This window comes from Chitinophagales bacterium (assembly GCA_016787225.1).
Classification (GTDB): domain Bacteria; phylum Bacteroidota; class Bacteroidia; order Chitinophagales; family JADJOU01; genus CHPMRC01.
Map to the genome: position 1 here is coordinate 92,227 of JAEUUY010000019.1, position 16,428 is coordinate 108,654.

Here is a 16,428-nt window from a genome sequence, read left to right on the forward strand (position 1 = left end):
GAATTCGTGGCTACCTTCCCATTTCCTCATAAAAGCAACACAACGTCTCAATCCCTTTTAAATAGTTCCAGACATGATAATGTTCATTTGGCGAATGGATAGCATCCGTATCGAGTCCAAAACCAAGCAAAACAGTATCGATACCTAATACTCGTTTAAACATTGATACGATAGGAATAGAACCTCCTGTTCTCAATGGAATAGGTGTTTTGCCATAGGTGGTCTCTACTGCTTTTTCAGCGGCTTTATAAGCCTTACTATCGGTAGGTGTGACAGCGGGCTCGCCACCATGATGCGGTGTTACTTTTACCTTGACATAAGGTGGAGCTATCGACTTGAAATGTGTTTCGAACAACTTAGAAATTTCGTGATAATCTTGATTTGGGACCAATCGCATTGAGATTTTAGCGTACGCTTTCGATGGCAAAACTGTCTTCGCTCCTTCGCCGATATAGCCGCCCCAGATACCATTCACATCGAGTGTAGGGCGAATGCTCACGCGTTCTAATACTGCATACTCCCTCTCTCCGAAAACTTCATCAATATCTAAATGCTTTTTATATTCGGTAATATCGAAAGGTGCTTTGGACATAGCTGCTCTCTCTGCATCGCTTACCGCCTCTACCTTTTCATAGAAATGAGGGATTGTTATGGTACCATTTTCGTCCTGCATAGAGGCTATCATTTTACATAAGGTATTGATAGGATTACCCACCGCACCGCCATATACTCCAGAATGGAGATCTCTATTAGGTCCTGTGACTTCTACTTCCATATATGCCAAACCTCTCAAACCAGTCGTGATAGATGGATGTTCATTGGATATCATAGACGTATCCGATATCACGATGCAGTCGCTTTTGAGTTTGTCTTTATATTGATTGACAAATTCTTCTAAATGCTCGGAGCCTATCTCTTCTTCCCCTTCTACGATACATTTGATATTGCAGTTCAGTTTGTTTTCAGAAAGTAAAATATCTAATGCTTTGAAGTGCATATAAAACTGTCCTTTGTCATCTGCGGCACCACGAGCATAGATTTTTCCATCTTTAATGACAGGCTCGAATGGAGGCGAAGTCCATAAGTCTATTGGATCGGCTGGTTGTACATCGTAGTGTCCATAAACCAAAATCGTTGGCTTAGTCGCATCGATTATCTTTTCTCCATACACCACAGGATAGCCTTTGGTAGGGATAATTTCTACTTTGTCTAATCCAATAGCATTCATTTTATCAGATACGAATCGTGCACAATTCATCACATCTTGCTTATATGCAGGGTCTGCTGAAATGGATGGAAATTTTAAAAGTTCGATGAGTTCTTGGAGATATTGTTCTTTGTTATGTTGGACCGTAGATTTATATGTACTCATGAAATTGCGATTTTTTGCTGGCAAAGTTAGTAAAAAAACCAGTTGAATATAGTAGAGAGATTAACTTGATTCTAAAAACTCTCATACGCCCCGATATCTGTACCGCTGCCTTTAGGTCTGGGTTCGCCTTTGATATCGTCTAATAGACTGTTGGATAATCCTTTGTCTATACAAGGCGAGTTGGCTTTGAGTTTTAGATTTTCTTTGTCTATCACCGTACTTTCAAATAGAGGATTTTGATTGACTTGAGCATTGGTGAAACTAGGCGAAGTTAGGTTTGATTTAGAGTTATAATTACAATTTCTGAAACTATAATCCGCATCGGTGTTTAATGGTTTGTCAATATCCAAAATTATACTTTCATCTGCATTGGAGTTGATAATGCAGTTTTCAAAGAAACAAGTATTCTCTAATTTATTTTTATAGGTCTGCTTTCCATCCTCATCATAAAATTGATTTGCGAGTAGGAGATTTCCTTTTTTATCCTTACTCTGAATATTAAAAAGGGTACAATTGCGGAAGCGATAATCGCCACCTAGCAATAGCTGCACCAAATATTCTGTTGAAGTGAAAAATTGGCAATTATCAGCTTCTACCTTGCAGTTCATGCTTCTCAGTGTCCAATAAAAAGCATTGGAAATAGTAGAATTTTTAAGATAAATTTCGGCACGGGTACTATTATTGGTCATTTGCCCAAAATTGGTTTGTGGCTGAAAGCCCAACCATATCCCAAACGCAGATTCATCGACTGTGGTATATGATAAGACATTGTTTTTGCTATTGCGCTCGAATAAAAGCCCTAACCACTGCCCTGCAGCCTTGATATAGGATTTTTCTAATCGTAACCCTCGCATGTGAATCGGTTTGTCTTTGGTACCATTGCATTTCAAGCTACCTTGAACTATAATACCAGCGCTACTGGCGAAATGTAGTTTACATCCTGCTTCAATATTAAGCGTAGCTCCATTAGCTATCAATAAACCGGGTATGGTGCCAGAATTGGTGCGTTTATCTATAATGACATGTGGTTTATCACTTAAGAAATTGGTATTCGATTGTACGACTTCCCCATAATGAAAATAGGCGTTCTGCCCGAGCGCTCGCATAATAATTATCTGACGACTTCCATTGGTTTCTAAAATAATAGAATCCATTACTAGAATAGGGTTACTAGGATTGGGATTAACCGTAACTTCTGCAAATACCCAAAGGCTATCATTGGGTAAAATACGAATATTCTCAGCCTTCACACCCGATAAGCCATCAATATTGAAACGATATTGTGAATTCGTGCCTTGAGAAAGATAGGCTCTACTTATAATGAGCGTGGAGCTAGAACGATTATAGATTCTAAAAGACCTCGTAGCGGAGCCTAAGGTTTGAAATATCGTATCGAAGGTAAGAGTATCCGTCGAAAACTTCAGGGGAAACCTAGTGCTATTATCAATTGTTTCCTTTTCACAGGAAGTAATGAAACAAACAAATAAAAAAAGTCCTATAGCATTACGAAGCATGCAGAAGTAACGAAAATGGGAGATAATTATTTCAGTAAACTTTCAATTAATTGGATATTTTCTGCTGAGTTGATATGATCTCTTGGAGATACCACCTTGATCATTTTTCCTTGCTTATCGAATATGAATTTCTGAAAATTCCACTTGATATCAGCATCTTGCAGATTATTGTATTTCTTTTGAGTTAGGAACTGATAGAATGGATGCATTTCAGGACCTTTCACTACGATTTTGGAAAACATATCGAAGCTGACACCATAATTCACTTGGCAAAACTCAGCTATCTGTTTGTTGTCACCCGGTTCTTGTGCTAGAAACTCATTGGCGGGAAATCCTAAGACTACCAAACCCAGATCCTTATACTTTTTGAAAACCTCTTCCAATTCCTTGTATTGAGGTGTGAGTCCGCATTTACTAGCTACATTGACTATGACAATAACCTTGCCTTTATAATCTGCTATCGATTTATCTTTTCCTTGAATTGTCTTCATCGTAAAGTCGTAAATCGAACTTTCCTTGAGCTCTGGAAAATTATTCTGACTATTGAGCAGTCCAAAAGAATTGAGTAGTGAGAAAAACCATTTTTTCATTTCGCTTAAAATTTAATCTTCAAAGATAAGATTTATCCTCTAAAAAACTTCCTAATCCCCTCTGCTTTTAACAAACATTCATGATATTCTTTCTCCGCATCGCTCAGCAAGGTAATTGCTCCACCTACGGCAAGTGATAGTCTCTGTATAGTGGCATCATAGTAGAGTGTGCGGATAACGACATTGAAGTCAAAATCACCATTCGGTGCAAAATAACCAATATTTCCCGCATACAAACCCCTGTGGAAGTTCTCTATTTGCGCTATGTATTGCATAACTTCTTTCTTCGGTGCACCAGTCATAGAGCCTGCGGGGAGCAATTTCTTTAATGCTTTTTTGCCATCATTTTTATCTCTCAACTGAGCCGATATGGTAGATATCATTTGATGTACAAATGGAAAGGTATAAATCTCACACAATTCTTCCACTTTTATACTGCCTGTCTCAGCATAAGTCGTCATGTCGTGCCTTACGAGATCTACTATCATAGTATTTTCGGCACGCTCTTTGATACTTGTAGCTAACTCGTTTTTGATTGCTATATCATTTTTAGGTGAGGTTAAATCCCTACGAGCTGTTCCTTTGATAGGTTGGCTTATGAGTTTATTGCCTCGTAGACATGCCAGACGTTCAGGACTAAATGACAATGCCCATTTGCCATCATATTTCAATAAAGCTGACATAGGAGAGCGAGCATGCTTATTGATTTCAAGAAAGGTAGATACAGGGTTCAATTCGATATTCTCCTTGAAAAACTCAACACAATAATTCAATTCATAAAACTGACCTTTTCGAATAGCCTCTTGTATTTTATAAATATTATCTTGATAATCTGAAGCCGAAGTTCGCTCCTGAAATTCAAACTTTGGTATGCTATAAGGTTCTACGTTCTCTTCTATAATAGCATCAAGGATAGCCAAACTCTCTGTTGCATTTCTATTGAAATATAACCTTTCATTCTTGCCATATAAAATATATCTGGGCTCGAAAAAATAGGTTGAGCCATAGTTTACAAAAGGTATTGCATCTGTATTGGTATCATAGGAAATGTGTCCGAAGTAAAATTTCCCAGATTGTAACTCCTCGATTTCTGTATAGAAGTCTAGTGCATCAACCGCTAGAATAAAATCAAATTCTCCATAGCGATCGTGATTTTGATTGGAATCTAGAAATATAAATGTAGAAAAACGCTGAGCCCAGACAAGCAACTTTGCATTGAAGGTTTCTGTATTTTCGTACTTTACAGAAAAAAAATCTATCATCGACTTATGAAAGAATTATAAATCGCCAAGAAAAATCAAATCGAGGTCGATAAATTTTTCACCTAATATTTGACTAAAGTGCTGATGACATACATTGCCTATAAACAAGTAGGCCCCATGTCGCACCCCTTTGGAGAATTGAATGAGAGGCTTGATACCGCCAGCATTTTGAAGTTGAATCATGGTATTGGCTAATATATTGCTCAAAGCGATAGATGCTGTTCGAGATACCCGTGATGGAATATTCGGTACGCAGTAGTGTATGACATCATGCTTTATAAATGTAGGATTATCATGATTAGTCATTTCACTTGTTTCAAAGCATCCACCTTGATCTATCGACACATCTATTATGACAGAATTAGGTTTCATGTTCATGACCATAGATTCTGAAATAAGAATGGGTGTGCGGCTAGTTTTAGAATGTAATGCTCCTATAACCACATCTGCATTTTTCAATTCCTGCGATAGCGTAATGGAGGATAATACAGATGTGTAGATATTTCTGCCGAGATTATTTTGAATACGTTTGAGCTTGTACAGAGAGTTGTCAAAAATCTTGACAGTAGCCCCCAGTCCTAATGCGGCTTTGGCAGCAGTCTCACCTACTATGCCAGACCCCAATATGACTACATTGGTAGGTGGTACTCCTGTGATGCCACCTAGTAGAATTCCTTTGCCACCTTTGACGGTGCTCAGATATTCCGATGCTATCAATACGACCGCTCCGCCTGCTATTTCACTCATGGCACGAACTATAGGATAGGCTCCCCAGTCGTCTTGAAGGTATTCATAAGCAATCGCTGTTATTTTTTTCTCCATCATTTTCTCTACGACTTTTTTCTTCATTGATGGAAGATGAAGCGGGGAAAATATGGTTTGATGGGTTTTCATGTGTTCCACTTCCTCCAAAGTAGGTGGAGTCACTTGAAGTATAATATCACAGTCGTAAATTTTGTGTTGTTCATAAATTATATCAGCACCTGCCTCAGAATATTCTCTATCAGAATAGTGGCTATAATTTCCTGCACCGGTTTCAATTTGTACCTTTATACCATGATGAGATAACATATGGACTGATTCTGGGGTCAAGGCTACTCGATTTTCTTGAAAGGTTTTTTCGCGAGGTACACCTATCGAGAAACTATTTTTCTTTTCACCTACGACTATAGGTTGTTCTTGTGTAGAATATTCGTATTTGGTGACATTTTGAGATAAATCAGTAACTTGACTCAGAGACATAAATAAAGTTCTATCTGTGTTTTGAACAAATTTAAGCTATTTTAATTTAATTAACCGAATGAATATCACTGGTTATCAAACATAACCGAGGTAATGATTTTTTTCTACCCCAATTGTAAAATAGTTCTATATTTGCACTCGCTTTTGACAAAAGCATTTGTCATTTACGTCTCGATGTTCTAATCGGGATTGCTTAGCAGAGATAATCTCAATGCGGCTGTGAGTAGATGGTCTGGTAGTTCAGTTGGTTAGAATACATGCCTGTCACGCATGGGGTCGCGGGTTCGAGTCCCGTCCAGACCGCAGAAGGGTTCCGTTAGGAGCCCTTTTTTTATTAGATAGCTTTGTGGTTTTGTAAATAAAAGTTATTTTTGTAACAATTGAGAAAGAGACATGAAATCAGAGATTTCAATACACCGCGACGCAGTCAGAGACTGCGCCGAACAGGGAATTGCAACAACAATAAGTAATGGCGAGAAGATTATTGATAAGATTAATGATAGTCAAAAGGAAACTCATGGAACAGGAACAACTCATATTCATTATGATAAAGATGGAAATGCAGTTTCAAGTAGATTATCAACTCATGGTAATGGCGATACAATAAGAACATATGATAAAAAATAAATTAATAAAAAAACTTTTCGGAATAATTATCTTATTAAATTCCTGTACTTCACCAATATTAGAAGTGAAGGAGGGCACTAAAAAGATAGTACTAAAAGCTGATGATGATAAGTGGGTAGTTATGAATATAAAGGACAATAAACCCTTTGGCCAATTTACTTATTTGACTCAACTAAATCAATCAAAGAAACTCGAGTGGTATTCTGGTTTTGATTCTCCATATTATTCAATTAAAATAGATGATTTTGATGAGATATCAAGCATAACTAAAAATTTTAAATACTTAGATACTACTTTACTTAGTGTGCCTATAATTTTGACACGGATATATAAAGATAGTAGTTTTAAAATAATAGTAAGTCCAAATTATCCAATAGATCAGTTTGAAGTTACTGCTTATTATCCCAGTATTCCTAGCTTTCGTTTTAATTATCTTGAAAATAAGTATATTATATCTTTCAATAAATTATTTCATGGTAAAAGTGTTATTTATCTAAAGTTTGAGTTTATTGGAGAAAAAAATGAAATTATAAAGACTTTAGATAGTGTCAATGTTATTATTCCTCATTCGACATAGTGTGACTCTGTTCGCTGTAGGGTGCAGTCGAAGTCGTGACGCAGTTCGGCGAATGTCTGTGACTTCGTTGAAGTGTTAGTAAATTTGTAGTCTACAAAATAAAAGCTTGCTTTGTAGCGATAAAGATGAGCAAGGGATTTACTAAATTTTTCTGTGTATTCTGCGTTTTCCGTGAGACACAAAAAATGCAGAGAAAAACTTCCGTGATTTCCGTGTATTCTGTGAGAAAAACTCTGATATCCTTAGTCTATAGTTGAAGTCGTGCAGCGTTAGGCGAAGTTTGCAACTTCGTTAATAAGAATTGAGTTGTAAAATTTACACCCTCATTTTTTAATTAAATTAATCACTCCATAAATCAAAAATGCCTCCGAGAAACTTGGAGGCATTTTTCGTTGCGGTCGCGTAGGGATTCGAACCCCAAACCTTCCCGACGCTCGCGGTCGGGATGCTCTATTGCTAGCGCTTTTGGTTGTTATAGTGACAAGCTAAGTTTCTTACTTTTGAGTTGTAAAATTTATACCCTAATCTTTTATTAAATTCAATCACTTTATAAATCAAAAATGCCTCCGAGAAACTTGGAGGCATTTTTCGTTGCGGTCGCGTAGGGATTCGAACCCCAAACCTCCTGATCCGTAGTCAGGTGCTCTATCCAATTGAGCTACGCAACCTTTTTACTTCGATTTTATTCTTGGGTTCGAGAACCCCAAATCTTCCCGACGCTGTCGTTGAGATGCTCTATTGCCGACGCTTCGGTCGGCATACTGACAAGTAAACTTCGTCAGTACCAATTGAGCTACGCAACCTTTTTTGCTTCGATTTTATTCTTGGGTTCGAGAACCCCAAATCTTCCCGACGCTGTCGTTGAGATGCTCTATTGCCGACGCTTCGGTCGGCATACTGACAAGCAAGGCTTCGTCAGTACCAATTGAGCTACGCAACCTAATTTTAAAAAGGAGAGCAAATATATAATAAAATAAATGCACTCCTTTTTTATTTTAAAGAGACAAAGTGGCTAATACACTATTCATATTTCTCACTGCATCTGCAGATTTAGAGAATAGTGCTTTTTCATCTTCGTTCAAATCTAGTTCGATAATCTTTTCCCAGCCATTCTTTCCTATTACTACTGGCACTCCTAGGCAAATATCATTTTGTCCATATTCGCCATCTAGTTTGACACAGCAAGGATATACTCTTTTTTCATCTCTCACTATTGACTCTACAAGTACTGCACCTGCAGCACCTGGTGCATACCACGCAGAAGTACCAAGCATAGCTGTGAGTGTAGCCCCACCTACCATGGTATCAGCAGCTACCTTAGCTGCGGTTTCGGCTGTTAACACATTATGCACAGGTACTCCTTGATAAGTAGCTAATCTCGTCAAAGGAATCATGGTCGTATCGCCATGTCCACCAATTACGGTAGCCTGAAGGTCATGTTGAGAGCATCCGATAGCCTGCTGTAGATATGTTTTAAATCTGCTGCTATCTAAAATTCCCCCCATTCCTATAATTCTATGCTTAGGTAGTCCTGAACTAGTCAAGGCTAGGTAGGTCATAGTGTCCATAGGATTCGAAATCACCACAATGATACAATCAGGAGAAAACTTCAATAAATTTTCTGTGACATTTTTTACAATGCCAGCATTGATACCTATCAATTCTTCTCTCGTCATGCCTGGTTTACGTGGTATACCCGAAGTTATAACTGCTACATGGCTACCTGCAGTTTTGCTATAATCATTAGTGCTTCCAATTACTTTGGTATCAAATCCAAGAAGTGAAGTTGTTTGGGTCATGTCTAAAGCCTTACCTTCAGCAAATCCTTCTTTTATATCGAGCAATACGAGTTCTTCGCAAAGCTCTTTTCTCATAATATTATCTGCACATGTAGCGCCTACTGCACCTGCTCCTACTACGGTAATTTTCATTTTAATCTAGTTTTAAAATTGTAAATAATTGATTAAATTTAAAGAGCGCAAATTTCTATCATTTTAAATTGATAATTCCAATTAATTTTCAAGAAATCAATTAAAAAAACACAATATTGTGAAGGCTATCACAGTTCTAAGATATTGAAGTTATGATTGGATTACAAAATATTTAAAATCAAATATTTAGAATTAAAAGTAAAAAGGAATTTAAGTCTTTTAAATCTATTTTATTAGGTTTGCCTTCTAATTATTTTAAATCATTTTACAAAATGGCAAGTACGTCGGAAATAAAGAAAGGACTATGCATGGTTATCGATGGTAATCTATGGGTAGTTGTAGATTTTCTTCATGTTAAACCAGGCAAGGGTCCAGCATTCGTGAGAACAAAACTTAAAAATGTAAAAACCAAGAAAGTAGTAGAGCAAACCATACCAGCTGGTCATTCAATTGAAACAGCAAGAGTGGAACGAAGAGCATTTCAATATCTTTATAACGATGAGTCTGGATATCATTTTATGAATAACGAAACCTATGACCAAGTGGCGATAGATGGGGATATGATTAATAATCCACAATTGCTCAAAGAAGGGCAAACCGTGGAAATGCTTCTCCATGCTGAGACCGAAGAAACATTGACGGTAGAAATGCCAGCTTCGGTAGCTTTAAAAGTTACGGAAACATATGATGCCGTGGCTGGAAATACGGCTACTAATGCCACAAAAGAAGCAACTGTAGAAACTGGCGCAAAGATTCAAGTGCCACTTTTTGTGAATGAAGGTGACCTAATCAAAATAAATACAGACTCATGTGCTTATATGGAGCGTGTAAAAGCTTAATTAATATATCCTAGTATCAATTTTATTATATATTTGAACCTAAAATCTAAAAATTATGGACTTTAAAGAAATCCAAGAACTAGTAAAAATGTTTAGCAAGTCGGGAATTGGTGAATTAAAAATAGAGCAAGAAAATTTTTCGATTAAATTGAAAAGTAATGAAAGTTTTACCCAAGTAGTTAGCGGAGGGGTGGTGACTTCGATGCCTATGGCAGCTGCTCCCGTGACGCAAACCGCAGCAGTATCTCCAGCTCCAATAGCTACTAATAACGAAGAAAAAGCAGCACCTGCAGCCAAATCAGGTGGTAATGAAAAGACTATCAAAGCGCCAATGATTGGCACTTTCTATCGTTCTTCAGGACCAGATAAGGATCCATTTGTAAAAGTAGGCGACCGAGTAGAAGTAGGTCAGGTTATCTGTATTATTGAAGCTATGAAGCTTTTTAATGAAATAGAAAGTGATGTCGCAGGTACTATTACTAAAGTACTAATCAACGACGCGAGTCCAGTGGAGTACGACCAACCTTTATTTGTAGTAGAATAATAATTAATTTCTAAGAAATCTGTGCTCACACAGAATCAAAATTAATTATTGATTATTAATTATTAATTGGATTAAATGTTTAAGAAAATATTAATAGCCAATAGAGGCGAAATTGCACTTAGAGTTATACGAACCGCTCGTGAAATGGGTATCAAAACGGTGGCAGTTTATTCTACTGCGGATAAGGATAGCTTGCATGTAAAGTTCGCAGATGAGGCTATCTGCATAGGTCCTCCTGAGAGTTCTAAGTCCTATTTGAATATTCCTAATATCATAGCAGCCATAGAATTGACAGGTGCGGATGCAGTACATCCAGGCTATGGTTTTTTGGCTGAAAATGCTGGATTTGCTGAAATATGTAGTCAATATAAGGTGAAATTCATCGGTCCTACACCTGAAATGATTCGCCTTATGGGTGATAAAATCACAGCGAAGGACACTATGATAAAGGCTGGAGTTCCTGTGGTGCCTGGTTCACCTGGATTAATAGAAGATGTAGAGGAAGGAATAAAGGTAGCTGTAGAAATGGGTTTTCCTGTAATCATAAAAGCTACTGCAGGTGGAGGAGGTAAAGGAATGCGTATTGTATGGAAAGAAGAGGATTTTCAATCTAATTTCGAAACAGCAACCCGTGAAGCTACTGCTGCATTCGGCAATGGTGGTTGCTATGTAGAGAAATATATCGAAGAGCCAAGACATATTGAAATTCAGGTAGCTGGTGACCAACACGGAAATGTCACACACTTATCTGAAAGAGACTGTTCTATTCAACGCCGTCATCAAAAGTTGGTAGAGGAATGTCCGTCTCCATTTGTAGATCCTGAGTTAAGAAAGAAAATGGGTGAAGCGGCTAAGAAGGCTGCAAAATCAATTAACTACGAAGGGATGGGAACCATTGAGTTTCTTGTAGATAAATATAAGAATTTCTACTTTATGGAAATGAATACGAGAATTCAAGTGGAGCACACGGTGACAGAAGAAGTAATGGATTTTGACCTCATCAAGGAGCAGATTATGATAGCTGCTGGTGAGAAAATAACTCGTTCAGAATATTTCCCTCCAGAGCGTGGTGTTCATGCTATTGAAGTTCGAATTAATGCTGAGAATGTGTTGCGCGACTTCGCCCCACATCCGGGTAAGATAGGCGCATTCCATACTCCAAAAGGATTTGGTGTGCGTGTAGATACCTTAGCGTATTCTGGATATACTGTGCAGCCTTATTATGATAGTATGATAGCGAAATTGATTTGCAGATCGCACTCACGCGAAGAGGCAATTCAGAAAATGAAAAGAGCTCTAGAAGAATTCGTAGTAGAAGGCATCAATACAACCATTCCATTCCATAAGGTACTTATGAATAATGAGGATTTTGTCAAAGGTAATTTCGATACTGGTTTCCTCAATAAATGGGACTATATCGAAGAAATAAAGAAACTGGAAAAATAAATTAGTAACAAGTTCCTAGTTACTAGTCTCAAGTGTAACTCGAAACTAACAACTAGTAGCTATTAACTCAAAAGATATGTATAATCTACTCAAAGGAAAAAAAGGAATCATATTTGGTGCACTCAATGCGGACTCTATAGCATGGAAAGTAGCTCAGCGGGCTCATGCAGAAGGTGCGCAAATTATTTTAACCAATGCACCAGTGGCTATGCGCTTGGGAGAAATTAATAAATTAGCTGAAGAGTGCAATGCACCTGTAATACCCGCAGATGCTACCAAAAATGAAGACCTAGAAAATTTGTTTTCAAAGGCAATGGAACATTTTGGCGGTAAAGTTGATTTTGTTCTGCATAGTATCGGTATGAGCATCAATATTCGCAAGAATAGAAGTTATGCTGAGTCTGTGCATGATGATTTTATCAAAGGAATGGATATCTCAGCCCTTTCCCTGCATAGAACCTTGGCAGCAACTTGGAAATTAGATGCATTGGCTGCAGGTAGTTCTGTTTTATCATTATCCTATATAGCAGCACAGCGAACTTTCCCTGGCTATGGAGATATGGCAGATAATAAATCTTATCTAGAATCCATTACTCGATCATTTGGATACTATTATGGCAAGAAAAATGGTACACGAGTCAATTCTATTTCACAATCGCCTACCAAAACCTCTGCGGGTAGTGGGATAGCTGGATTTAATGCCTTCTATAACTATGCGCAAAAAATGTCGCCACTGGGAAATGCAACTGCGGATGAATGTGCAGACTATTGTATCACTATGTTCTCTGACCTTACGAAAAAAGTCACTATGCAAAATCTTTTCCATGATGGAGGATTTTCATTTACAGGAGTCAGTGAGGAGGTGATGGAGATGTTTATGGATAAGGAATAGTTCCTAGTGGCTAGCTATTAGTCGCTAGTTCAGGGTCTAAGAAATTAAAAATGTCCAATAAGTCCTTTCTAGTTAGCATTTTCCTTACAGCATTTATAGACATGCTGGGGATTGGGATTATTATTCCAGTCATTCCAGCAATTTTTTATGGTCAAGGCTCTGCACATTTCGCCGGTCTCATCGATGAGACGACCATCCGGTGGACATTCTGCTTATTGATGGCTGCCTTTCCTTTTATGCAATTTTTTGGAGCTCCCATTCTCGGTGGATTGAGCGATCGATATGGGAGGAAACCGATTATAATGTTGTCGATGATAGGAGCAGCTGTAGGTTACTCTCTTTTTGCTGTTGCTTTATATACTCAGAGTTTAGTTATTTTGTTTCTTTCAAGGCTTATACCTGGTTTTTTTGGAGGTAGTCTTTCAGTATTGTTTTCAGCTATTAGTGATGTATCAGAACCAGCCGACAAGCCTAAAAATTTTGCACTGATAGGTATGGCCTTCGGTCTTGGCTTTATTCTAGGACCTGTTATTGGTGGTGTTCTATCAAATTCTAACTACTGCGCTTGGTTTGATTTGACGACTCCCTTTATGCTCACAGCCCTCTTATCTTTAAGTAATTTTTTTTTAGTGTGGTTTAGATTTCAAGAAACTTTGCTAAGTTCCAAACATACCAAACTAACTATACTCAAGGGCTTTCAAAATGTAAAGATAGCTTTTACTACTACGAACTTACGTACCTTGTTTTCCATTACTTTTCTCAATACCTTAGGCTTTTCATTTTATACCCAATTTTTCTCTGTGTTTATGTTTGAGAAATTTCATTCCGATAGCACGGAGGTAGGGCTGGTATTTGGTTGGGTAGGATTCTGGTTGGTTTTTACACAAGGATTTTTAATACGAAAAATAAACCCTAGCACAGCGCCCGCCAGCATTGTATCCAAGACTATGCTTGTTATCGGACTCGGCATTATCTCTATGGTTTTTCCTAATGCTATATGGGGAATTTTACTCCTCAATTTTTTTCTTGCTTTAGCTCAGGGTCTCAATTCTCCCAACCTTCTAACCTTGGTATCTGGTCAGGCAGAACCACAGCAGCAGGGCGAAATCTTGGGTATCAATCAGTCTATGCAATCTTTAGCCCAAATTATCCCGCCTATGGTCGTCGCTATTTTTGGTAAGAATTTAACTACCTTTCCATTTGTCTTTGGAGGCTGTATGGTCGTGATGGCGTGGGTTATTTTTGTGCTAGTATTTAAAAAAACTATTAATGACTAAACTCTCTGTAAACATCAACAAAGTAGCTACCATCCGCAATGCTCGTGGAGGTGACTATCCCAATGTCATTGAATTTGCGAAAAAATGCATGGAGTATGGTGCAGATGGCATCACTATCCATCCTCGTCCAGACCAGCGCCATATCAAATTTCAAGATGTAGAAGATTTGAGTCAATTTCTCCCTATAGACAATTGTGAATTCAATATCGAAGGCTATCCCGATGAGTATTTTATAGCTATGGTATTGAAGTATATACCTAGTCAAGTTACCTTAGTGCCCGATCCGCCGCATATTCTTACGTCTGATACAGGCTGGGACACGATCCAAAAAGCAGATTTTTTGCGACCTATTATTGCTAAATTTCAGCATGCAGGTATCCGAGTGTCACTTTTTATGGATACCGATGCGGATATGATACGCAAGGCAAAAGATCTCGGTGCAGATAGAATAGAATTCTATACAGGTCAATATTTTAAAGATTATCCAGTAGACAAGGAGAAAGCTGTTCAATGTTTTGTACAAGCGAATCAAGTGGCTCTGGATTGTGGATTGGTCGTCAATGCGGGTCATGATCTTAATCTTGATAATTTGAAGTATTTCAAAGATAGTATTCCAAATCTAGCGGAAGTATCTATCGGTCATTGGCTTATTAGTGACTGTCTCTACTATGGATTACAGAATGTGATACCGATGTATAAAAGACTATTGAAGTAAAAAAAAATCCTAGTAATTTTGCTACATGCAAATTTTTAGATACATTTGGGGGATTTGGGGCTTTATTGTTCTAGTTCCTATTGTTATACTCACTGCTTTTTTTATAGTCACTCTTAGTCTAATTTTCGGTAAGAAAGCCCAAAATATATGTCTATTTGTCTCCCAAAAAATTTCTTGTAATCTCATATGTCTCTTATCTGGCATTTGGGTTTGTATTCATGGCAGAGAATATATAGAAAAAGGCAAAGGTTATGTCATTATAGGCAATCATAATTCTGATTATGATATATTCATAGATTCTACGACGCTACCTTGGTCTAATATTTTTTGCTTTCTATCAAAAGCTGAAATTGGGAATATTCCGGTATTTGGTATTATAGCTAAAAACTTAGCTGTACTTGTTGATAGAAGTAGTATGACCTCTCGTGTCAAATCTATGCGGAAGATGAAAGAAGTTCTCGAAAGTGGAAAGTCTGTCTGGATTTATGCAGAAGGCACGCGAAACAAAACTACTGAACCTCTTTTAGAATTTAAAGATGGCGCATTCAAGCTGGCTATGGAAATGAAGGTTCCAATTATTGTCAACACATTAGTCGGTATCCGAAATATCAATAATGCGAATAAAAAAGTAGATTTATGTCCAGGTGTCGTGCAATGTTTTTTTGAAAAACCGATTGACACTTCGTATCTCACTTCACAAGATTTGGATAATCTCAAAGAGCAAGTTCGCGAACTCATGCTTTCACGTTTGAATGGTTAAAATTATATGAATAGAAAAGAATTAATTAATCAAATAAGAAGCAAGAAGAGCTTCCTTTGTGTCGGCTTGGATCCCGATATTCATAAATTGCCCAATCATCTACCAAAATCAGCAGAGGGCGTCAAAACATTCTGTCTAGAAATAATTAATTCTACATTAGAATATTGTGTATCGTATAAACTCAATGCTGCTTTTTTTGAGTCATTAGGTTGGGAGGGATTCAAGGTTTTTGAAGAAGTGGTTGCTTCTATACCGTCGACGCATTTTATCATAGCGGATGCCAAGCGAGGTGATATCGGCAATACCTCCGAACTCTATGCCCGTGCCTTTTTTGAGCGTATGAACTGTGATGCATTAACAATAAATCCCTATATGGGTAGCGATAGCGTGAAACCATTTCTAAACCATGAAAATAAATGGGCTATAGTATTAGGATTGACATCCAACGAAGGCGCAAAAGATTTTGAACTATTGGAGTGGAATAACCAATTTGTATTTGAAAAAGTCATATCTAAATGTGCTAGCTGGGGTTCGCCAGACAATATGATGTTTGTCATCGGTGCTACCAAGGCTGAATACTATTCAAAAATTAGAAAAATAATTCCACATCATTTCTTACTCATTCCAGGCGTAGGTGCTCAGGGTGGGTCTATGGAAGATGTATGCAAAGAATTGATGAATGAGGATATCGGAATTTTAGTCAATTCTTCACGAGAGATAATTTATGCATCAAACAGAGAGGATTTTGCAGCCAAGGCAGGGGAGAAGGCTAAGAAGATGTGGGATGAAATGAAAGGGTATTTTGAATAATAAATTTATCACTTTTGAGTTTCATTTCTA

The 16,428-nt window shown here is 37.6% G+C and carries 16 protein-coding genes and 2 tRNA genes; 11 read left to right on the forward strand and 7 right to left on the reverse strand.

Features of this window, described 5'->3' with window-relative positions; translation table 11 throughout:
• Positions 1–10: 10 nt before the first annotated feature.
• The 5 genes from JNL75_06565 to JNL75_06585 all read right to left on the reverse strand — a co-directional run bounded on the left by JNL75_06565 (position 11) and on the right by JNL75_06585 (position 5,980).
• Entirely contained in the window at positions 11–1,372 is a 1,362-nt protein-coding gene (locus JNL75_06565) for a dipeptidase (protein MBL7789483.1), read from the reverse strand.
• A 71-nt stretch (positions 1,373–1,443) separates the two neighbouring features.
• Positions 1,444–2,886: a hypothetical protein gene (locus JNL75_06570; GenBank protein ID MBL7789484.1), complete on the reverse strand. Its 1,443-nt coding sequence runs from the start codon at positions 2,884–2,886 to the stop codon at positions 1,444–1,446.
• Positions 2,887–2,912: 26 nt separating this feature from the next.
• The gene (locus tag JNL75_06575; GenBank protein MBL7789485.1) at positions 2,913–3,476 is read right to left on the reverse strand and encodes a glutathione peroxidase; all 564 of its coding nucleotides are present in this window, start codon (positions 3,474–3,476) and stop codon (positions 2,913–2,915) included.
• Between the two features lie 32 nt (positions 3,477–3,508).
• Entirely contained in the window at positions 3,509–4,738 is a 1,230-nt protein-coding gene (locus JNL75_06580) for an anthranilate synthase component I family protein (protein MBL7789486.1), read from the reverse strand.
• 15 nt (positions 4,739–4,753) lie between these two features.
• Positions 4,754–5,980: an alanine dehydrogenase gene (locus JNL75_06585; GenBank protein ID MBL7789487.1), complete on the reverse strand. Its 1,227-nt coding sequence runs from the start codon at positions 5,978–5,980 to the stop codon at positions 4,754–4,756.
• Positions 5,981–6,209: 229 nt separating this feature from the next.
• On the opposite strand from JNL75_06585, the gene JNL75_06590 reads away from it, so the two are divergent.
• The 3 genes from JNL75_06590 to JNL75_06600 all read left to right on the forward strand — a co-directional run bounded on the left by JNL75_06590 (position 6,210) and on the right by JNL75_06600 (position 7,184).
• Positions 6,210–6,283: transfer RNA gene (locus JNL75_06590), tRNA-Asp, on the forward strand.
• Between the two features lie 90 nt (positions 6,284–6,373).
• Complete coding sequence (locus tag JNL75_06595; GenBank protein MBL7789488.1) at positions 6,374–6,607, forward strand: hypothetical protein; 234 nt, start codon at positions 6,374–6,376, stop codon at positions 6,605–6,607.
• On the forward strand, positions 6,594–7,184 hold the full coding sequence (locus tag JNL75_06600) for a hypothetical protein (protein MBL7789489.1): 591 nt from the start codon (positions 6,594–6,596) through the stop codon (positions 7,182–7,184). The genes JNL75_06595 and JNL75_06600 overlap by 14 nt, the downstream gene beginning before the upstream one ends.
• 594 nt (positions 7,185–7,778) lie before the next feature.
• Here JNL75_06600 and JNL75_06605 read toward each other — a convergent pair.
• Positions 7,779–7,852, reverse strand: a tRNA-Arg gene (locus JNL75_06605).
• 327 nt (positions 7,853–8,179) lie between these two features.
• Complete coding sequence (mdh, locus tag JNL75_06610) at positions 8,180–9,115, reverse strand: malate dehydrogenase (protein ID MBL7789490.1); 936 nt, start codon at positions 9,113–9,115, stop codon at positions 8,180–8,182.
• A 272-nt stretch (positions 9,116–9,387) separates the two neighbouring features.
• On the opposite strand from mdh, the gene efp reads away from it, so the two are divergent.
• The 8 genes from efp to pyrF all read left to right on the forward strand — a co-directional run bounded on the left by efp (position 9,388) and on the right by pyrF (position 16,398).
• Positions 9,388–9,954 (forward strand): elongation factor P, encoded by a 567-nt coding sequence (gene efp, locus JNL75_06615; GenBank protein MBL7789491.1) that lies wholly within the window; start codon positions 9,388–9,390, stop codon positions 9,952–9,954.
• 55 nt (positions 9,955–10,009) lie between these two features.
• Entirely contained in the window at positions 10,010–10,498 is a 489-nt protein-coding gene (gene accB, locus JNL75_06620; GenBank protein MBL7789492.1) for an acetyl-CoA carboxylase biotin carboxyl carrier protein, read from the forward strand.
• Positions 10,499–10,573: 75 nt separating this feature from the next.
• The gene (accC, locus tag JNL75_06625; GenBank protein ID MBL7789493.1) at positions 10,574–11,944 is read left to right on the forward strand and encodes an acetyl-CoA carboxylase biotin carboxylase subunit; all 1,371 of its coding nucleotides are present in this window, start codon (positions 10,574–10,576) and stop codon (positions 11,942–11,944) included.
• A gap of 76 nt (positions 11,945–12,020) precedes the next feature.
• On the forward strand, positions 12,021–12,836 hold the full coding sequence (locus tag JNL75_06630; protein ID MBL7789494.1) for an SDR family oxidoreductase: 816 nt from the start codon (positions 12,021–12,023) through the stop codon (positions 12,834–12,836).
• Positions 12,837–12,886: 50 nt separating this feature from the next.
• Positions 12,887–14,113, forward strand: a complete 1,227-nt coding sequence (locus tag JNL75_06635; GenBank protein ID MBL7789495.1) for an MFS transporter — start codon at positions 12,887–12,889, stop codon at positions 14,111–14,113.
• Positions 14,106–14,828, forward strand: a complete 723-nt coding sequence (locus tag JNL75_06640) for a pyridoxine 5'-phosphate synthase (protein ID MBL7789496.1) — start codon at positions 14,106–14,108, stop codon at positions 14,826–14,828. Before JNL75_06635 ends, JNL75_06640 begins: the two co-directional genes overlap by 8 nt.
• Positions 14,829–14,853: 25 nt before the next feature.
• Positions 14,854–15,588: a 1-acyl-sn-glycerol-3-phosphate acyltransferase gene (locus JNL75_06645; GenBank protein ID MBL7789497.1), complete on the forward strand. Its 735-nt coding sequence runs from the start codon at positions 14,854–14,856 to the stop codon at positions 15,586–15,588.
• A gap of 6 nt (positions 15,589–15,594) precedes the next feature.
• A complete protein-coding gene (pyrF, locus tag JNL75_06650) occupies positions 15,595–16,398 on the forward strand; it encodes an orotidine-5'-phosphate decarboxylase (protein MBL7789498.1) in 804 nt (267 codons plus the stop codon).
• Positions 16,399–16,428: the final 30 nt, after the last annotated feature.

Coding starts and splice junctions, on each gene's coding strand:
- JNL75_06565 (MBL7789483.1), bottom strand. CDS start 1,372: ATGAGTACATATAAATCTACGGTCCAACATAACAAAGAACAATATCTC.
- JNL75_06570 (MBL7789484.1), bottom strand. CDS start 2,886: ATGCTTCGTAATGCTATAGGACTTTTTTTATTTGTTTGTTTCATTACT.
- JNL75_06575 (MBL7789485.1), bottom strand. CDS start 3,476: ATGAAAAAATGGTTTTTCTCACTACTCAATTCTTTTGGACTGCTCAAT.
- JNL75_06580 (MBL7789486.1), bottom strand. CDS start 4,738: ATGATAGATTTTTTTTCTGTAAAGTACGAAAATACAGAAACCTTCAAT.
- JNL75_06585 (MBL7789487.1), bottom strand. CDS start 5,980: ATGTCTCTGAGTCAAGTTACTGATTTATCTCAAAATGTCACCAAATAC.
- JNL75_06595 (MBL7789488.1), top strand. CDS start 6,374: ATGAAATCAGAGATTTCAATACACCGCGACGCAGTCAGAGACTGCGCC.
- JNL75_06600 (MBL7789489.1), top strand. CDS start 6,594: ATGATAAAAAATAAATTAATAAAAAAACTTTTCGGAATAATTATCTTA.
- mdh (MBL7789490.1), bottom strand. CDS start 9,115: ATGAAAATTACCGTAGTAGGAGCAGGTGCAGTAGGCGCTACATGTGCA.
- efp (MBL7789491.1), top strand. CDS start 9,388: ATGGCAAGTACGTCGGAAATAAAGAAAGGACTATGCATGGTTATCGAT.
- accB (MBL7789492.1), top strand. CDS start 10,010: ATGGACTTTAAAGAAATCCAAGAACTAGTAAAAATGTTTAGCAAGTCG.
- accC (MBL7789493.1), top strand. CDS start 10,574: ATGTTTAAGAAAATATTAATAGCCAATAGAGGCGAAATTGCACTTAGA.
- JNL75_06630 (MBL7789494.1), top strand. CDS start 12,021: ATGTATAATCTACTCAAAGGAAAAAAAGGAATCATATTTGGTGCACTC.
- JNL75_06635 (MBL7789495.1), top strand. CDS start 12,887: ATGTCCAATAAGTCCTTTCTAGTTAGCATTTTCCTTACAGCATTTATA.
- JNL75_06640 (MBL7789496.1), top strand. CDS start 14,106: ATGACTAAACTCTCTGTAAACATCAACAAAGTAGCTACCATCCGCAAT.
- JNL75_06645 (MBL7789497.1), top strand. CDS start 14,854: ATGCAAATTTTTAGATACATTTGGGGGATTTGGGGCTTTATTGTTCTA.
- pyrF (MBL7789498.1), top strand. CDS start 15,595: ATGAATAGAAAAGAATTAATTAATCAAATAAGAAGCAAGAAGAGCTTC.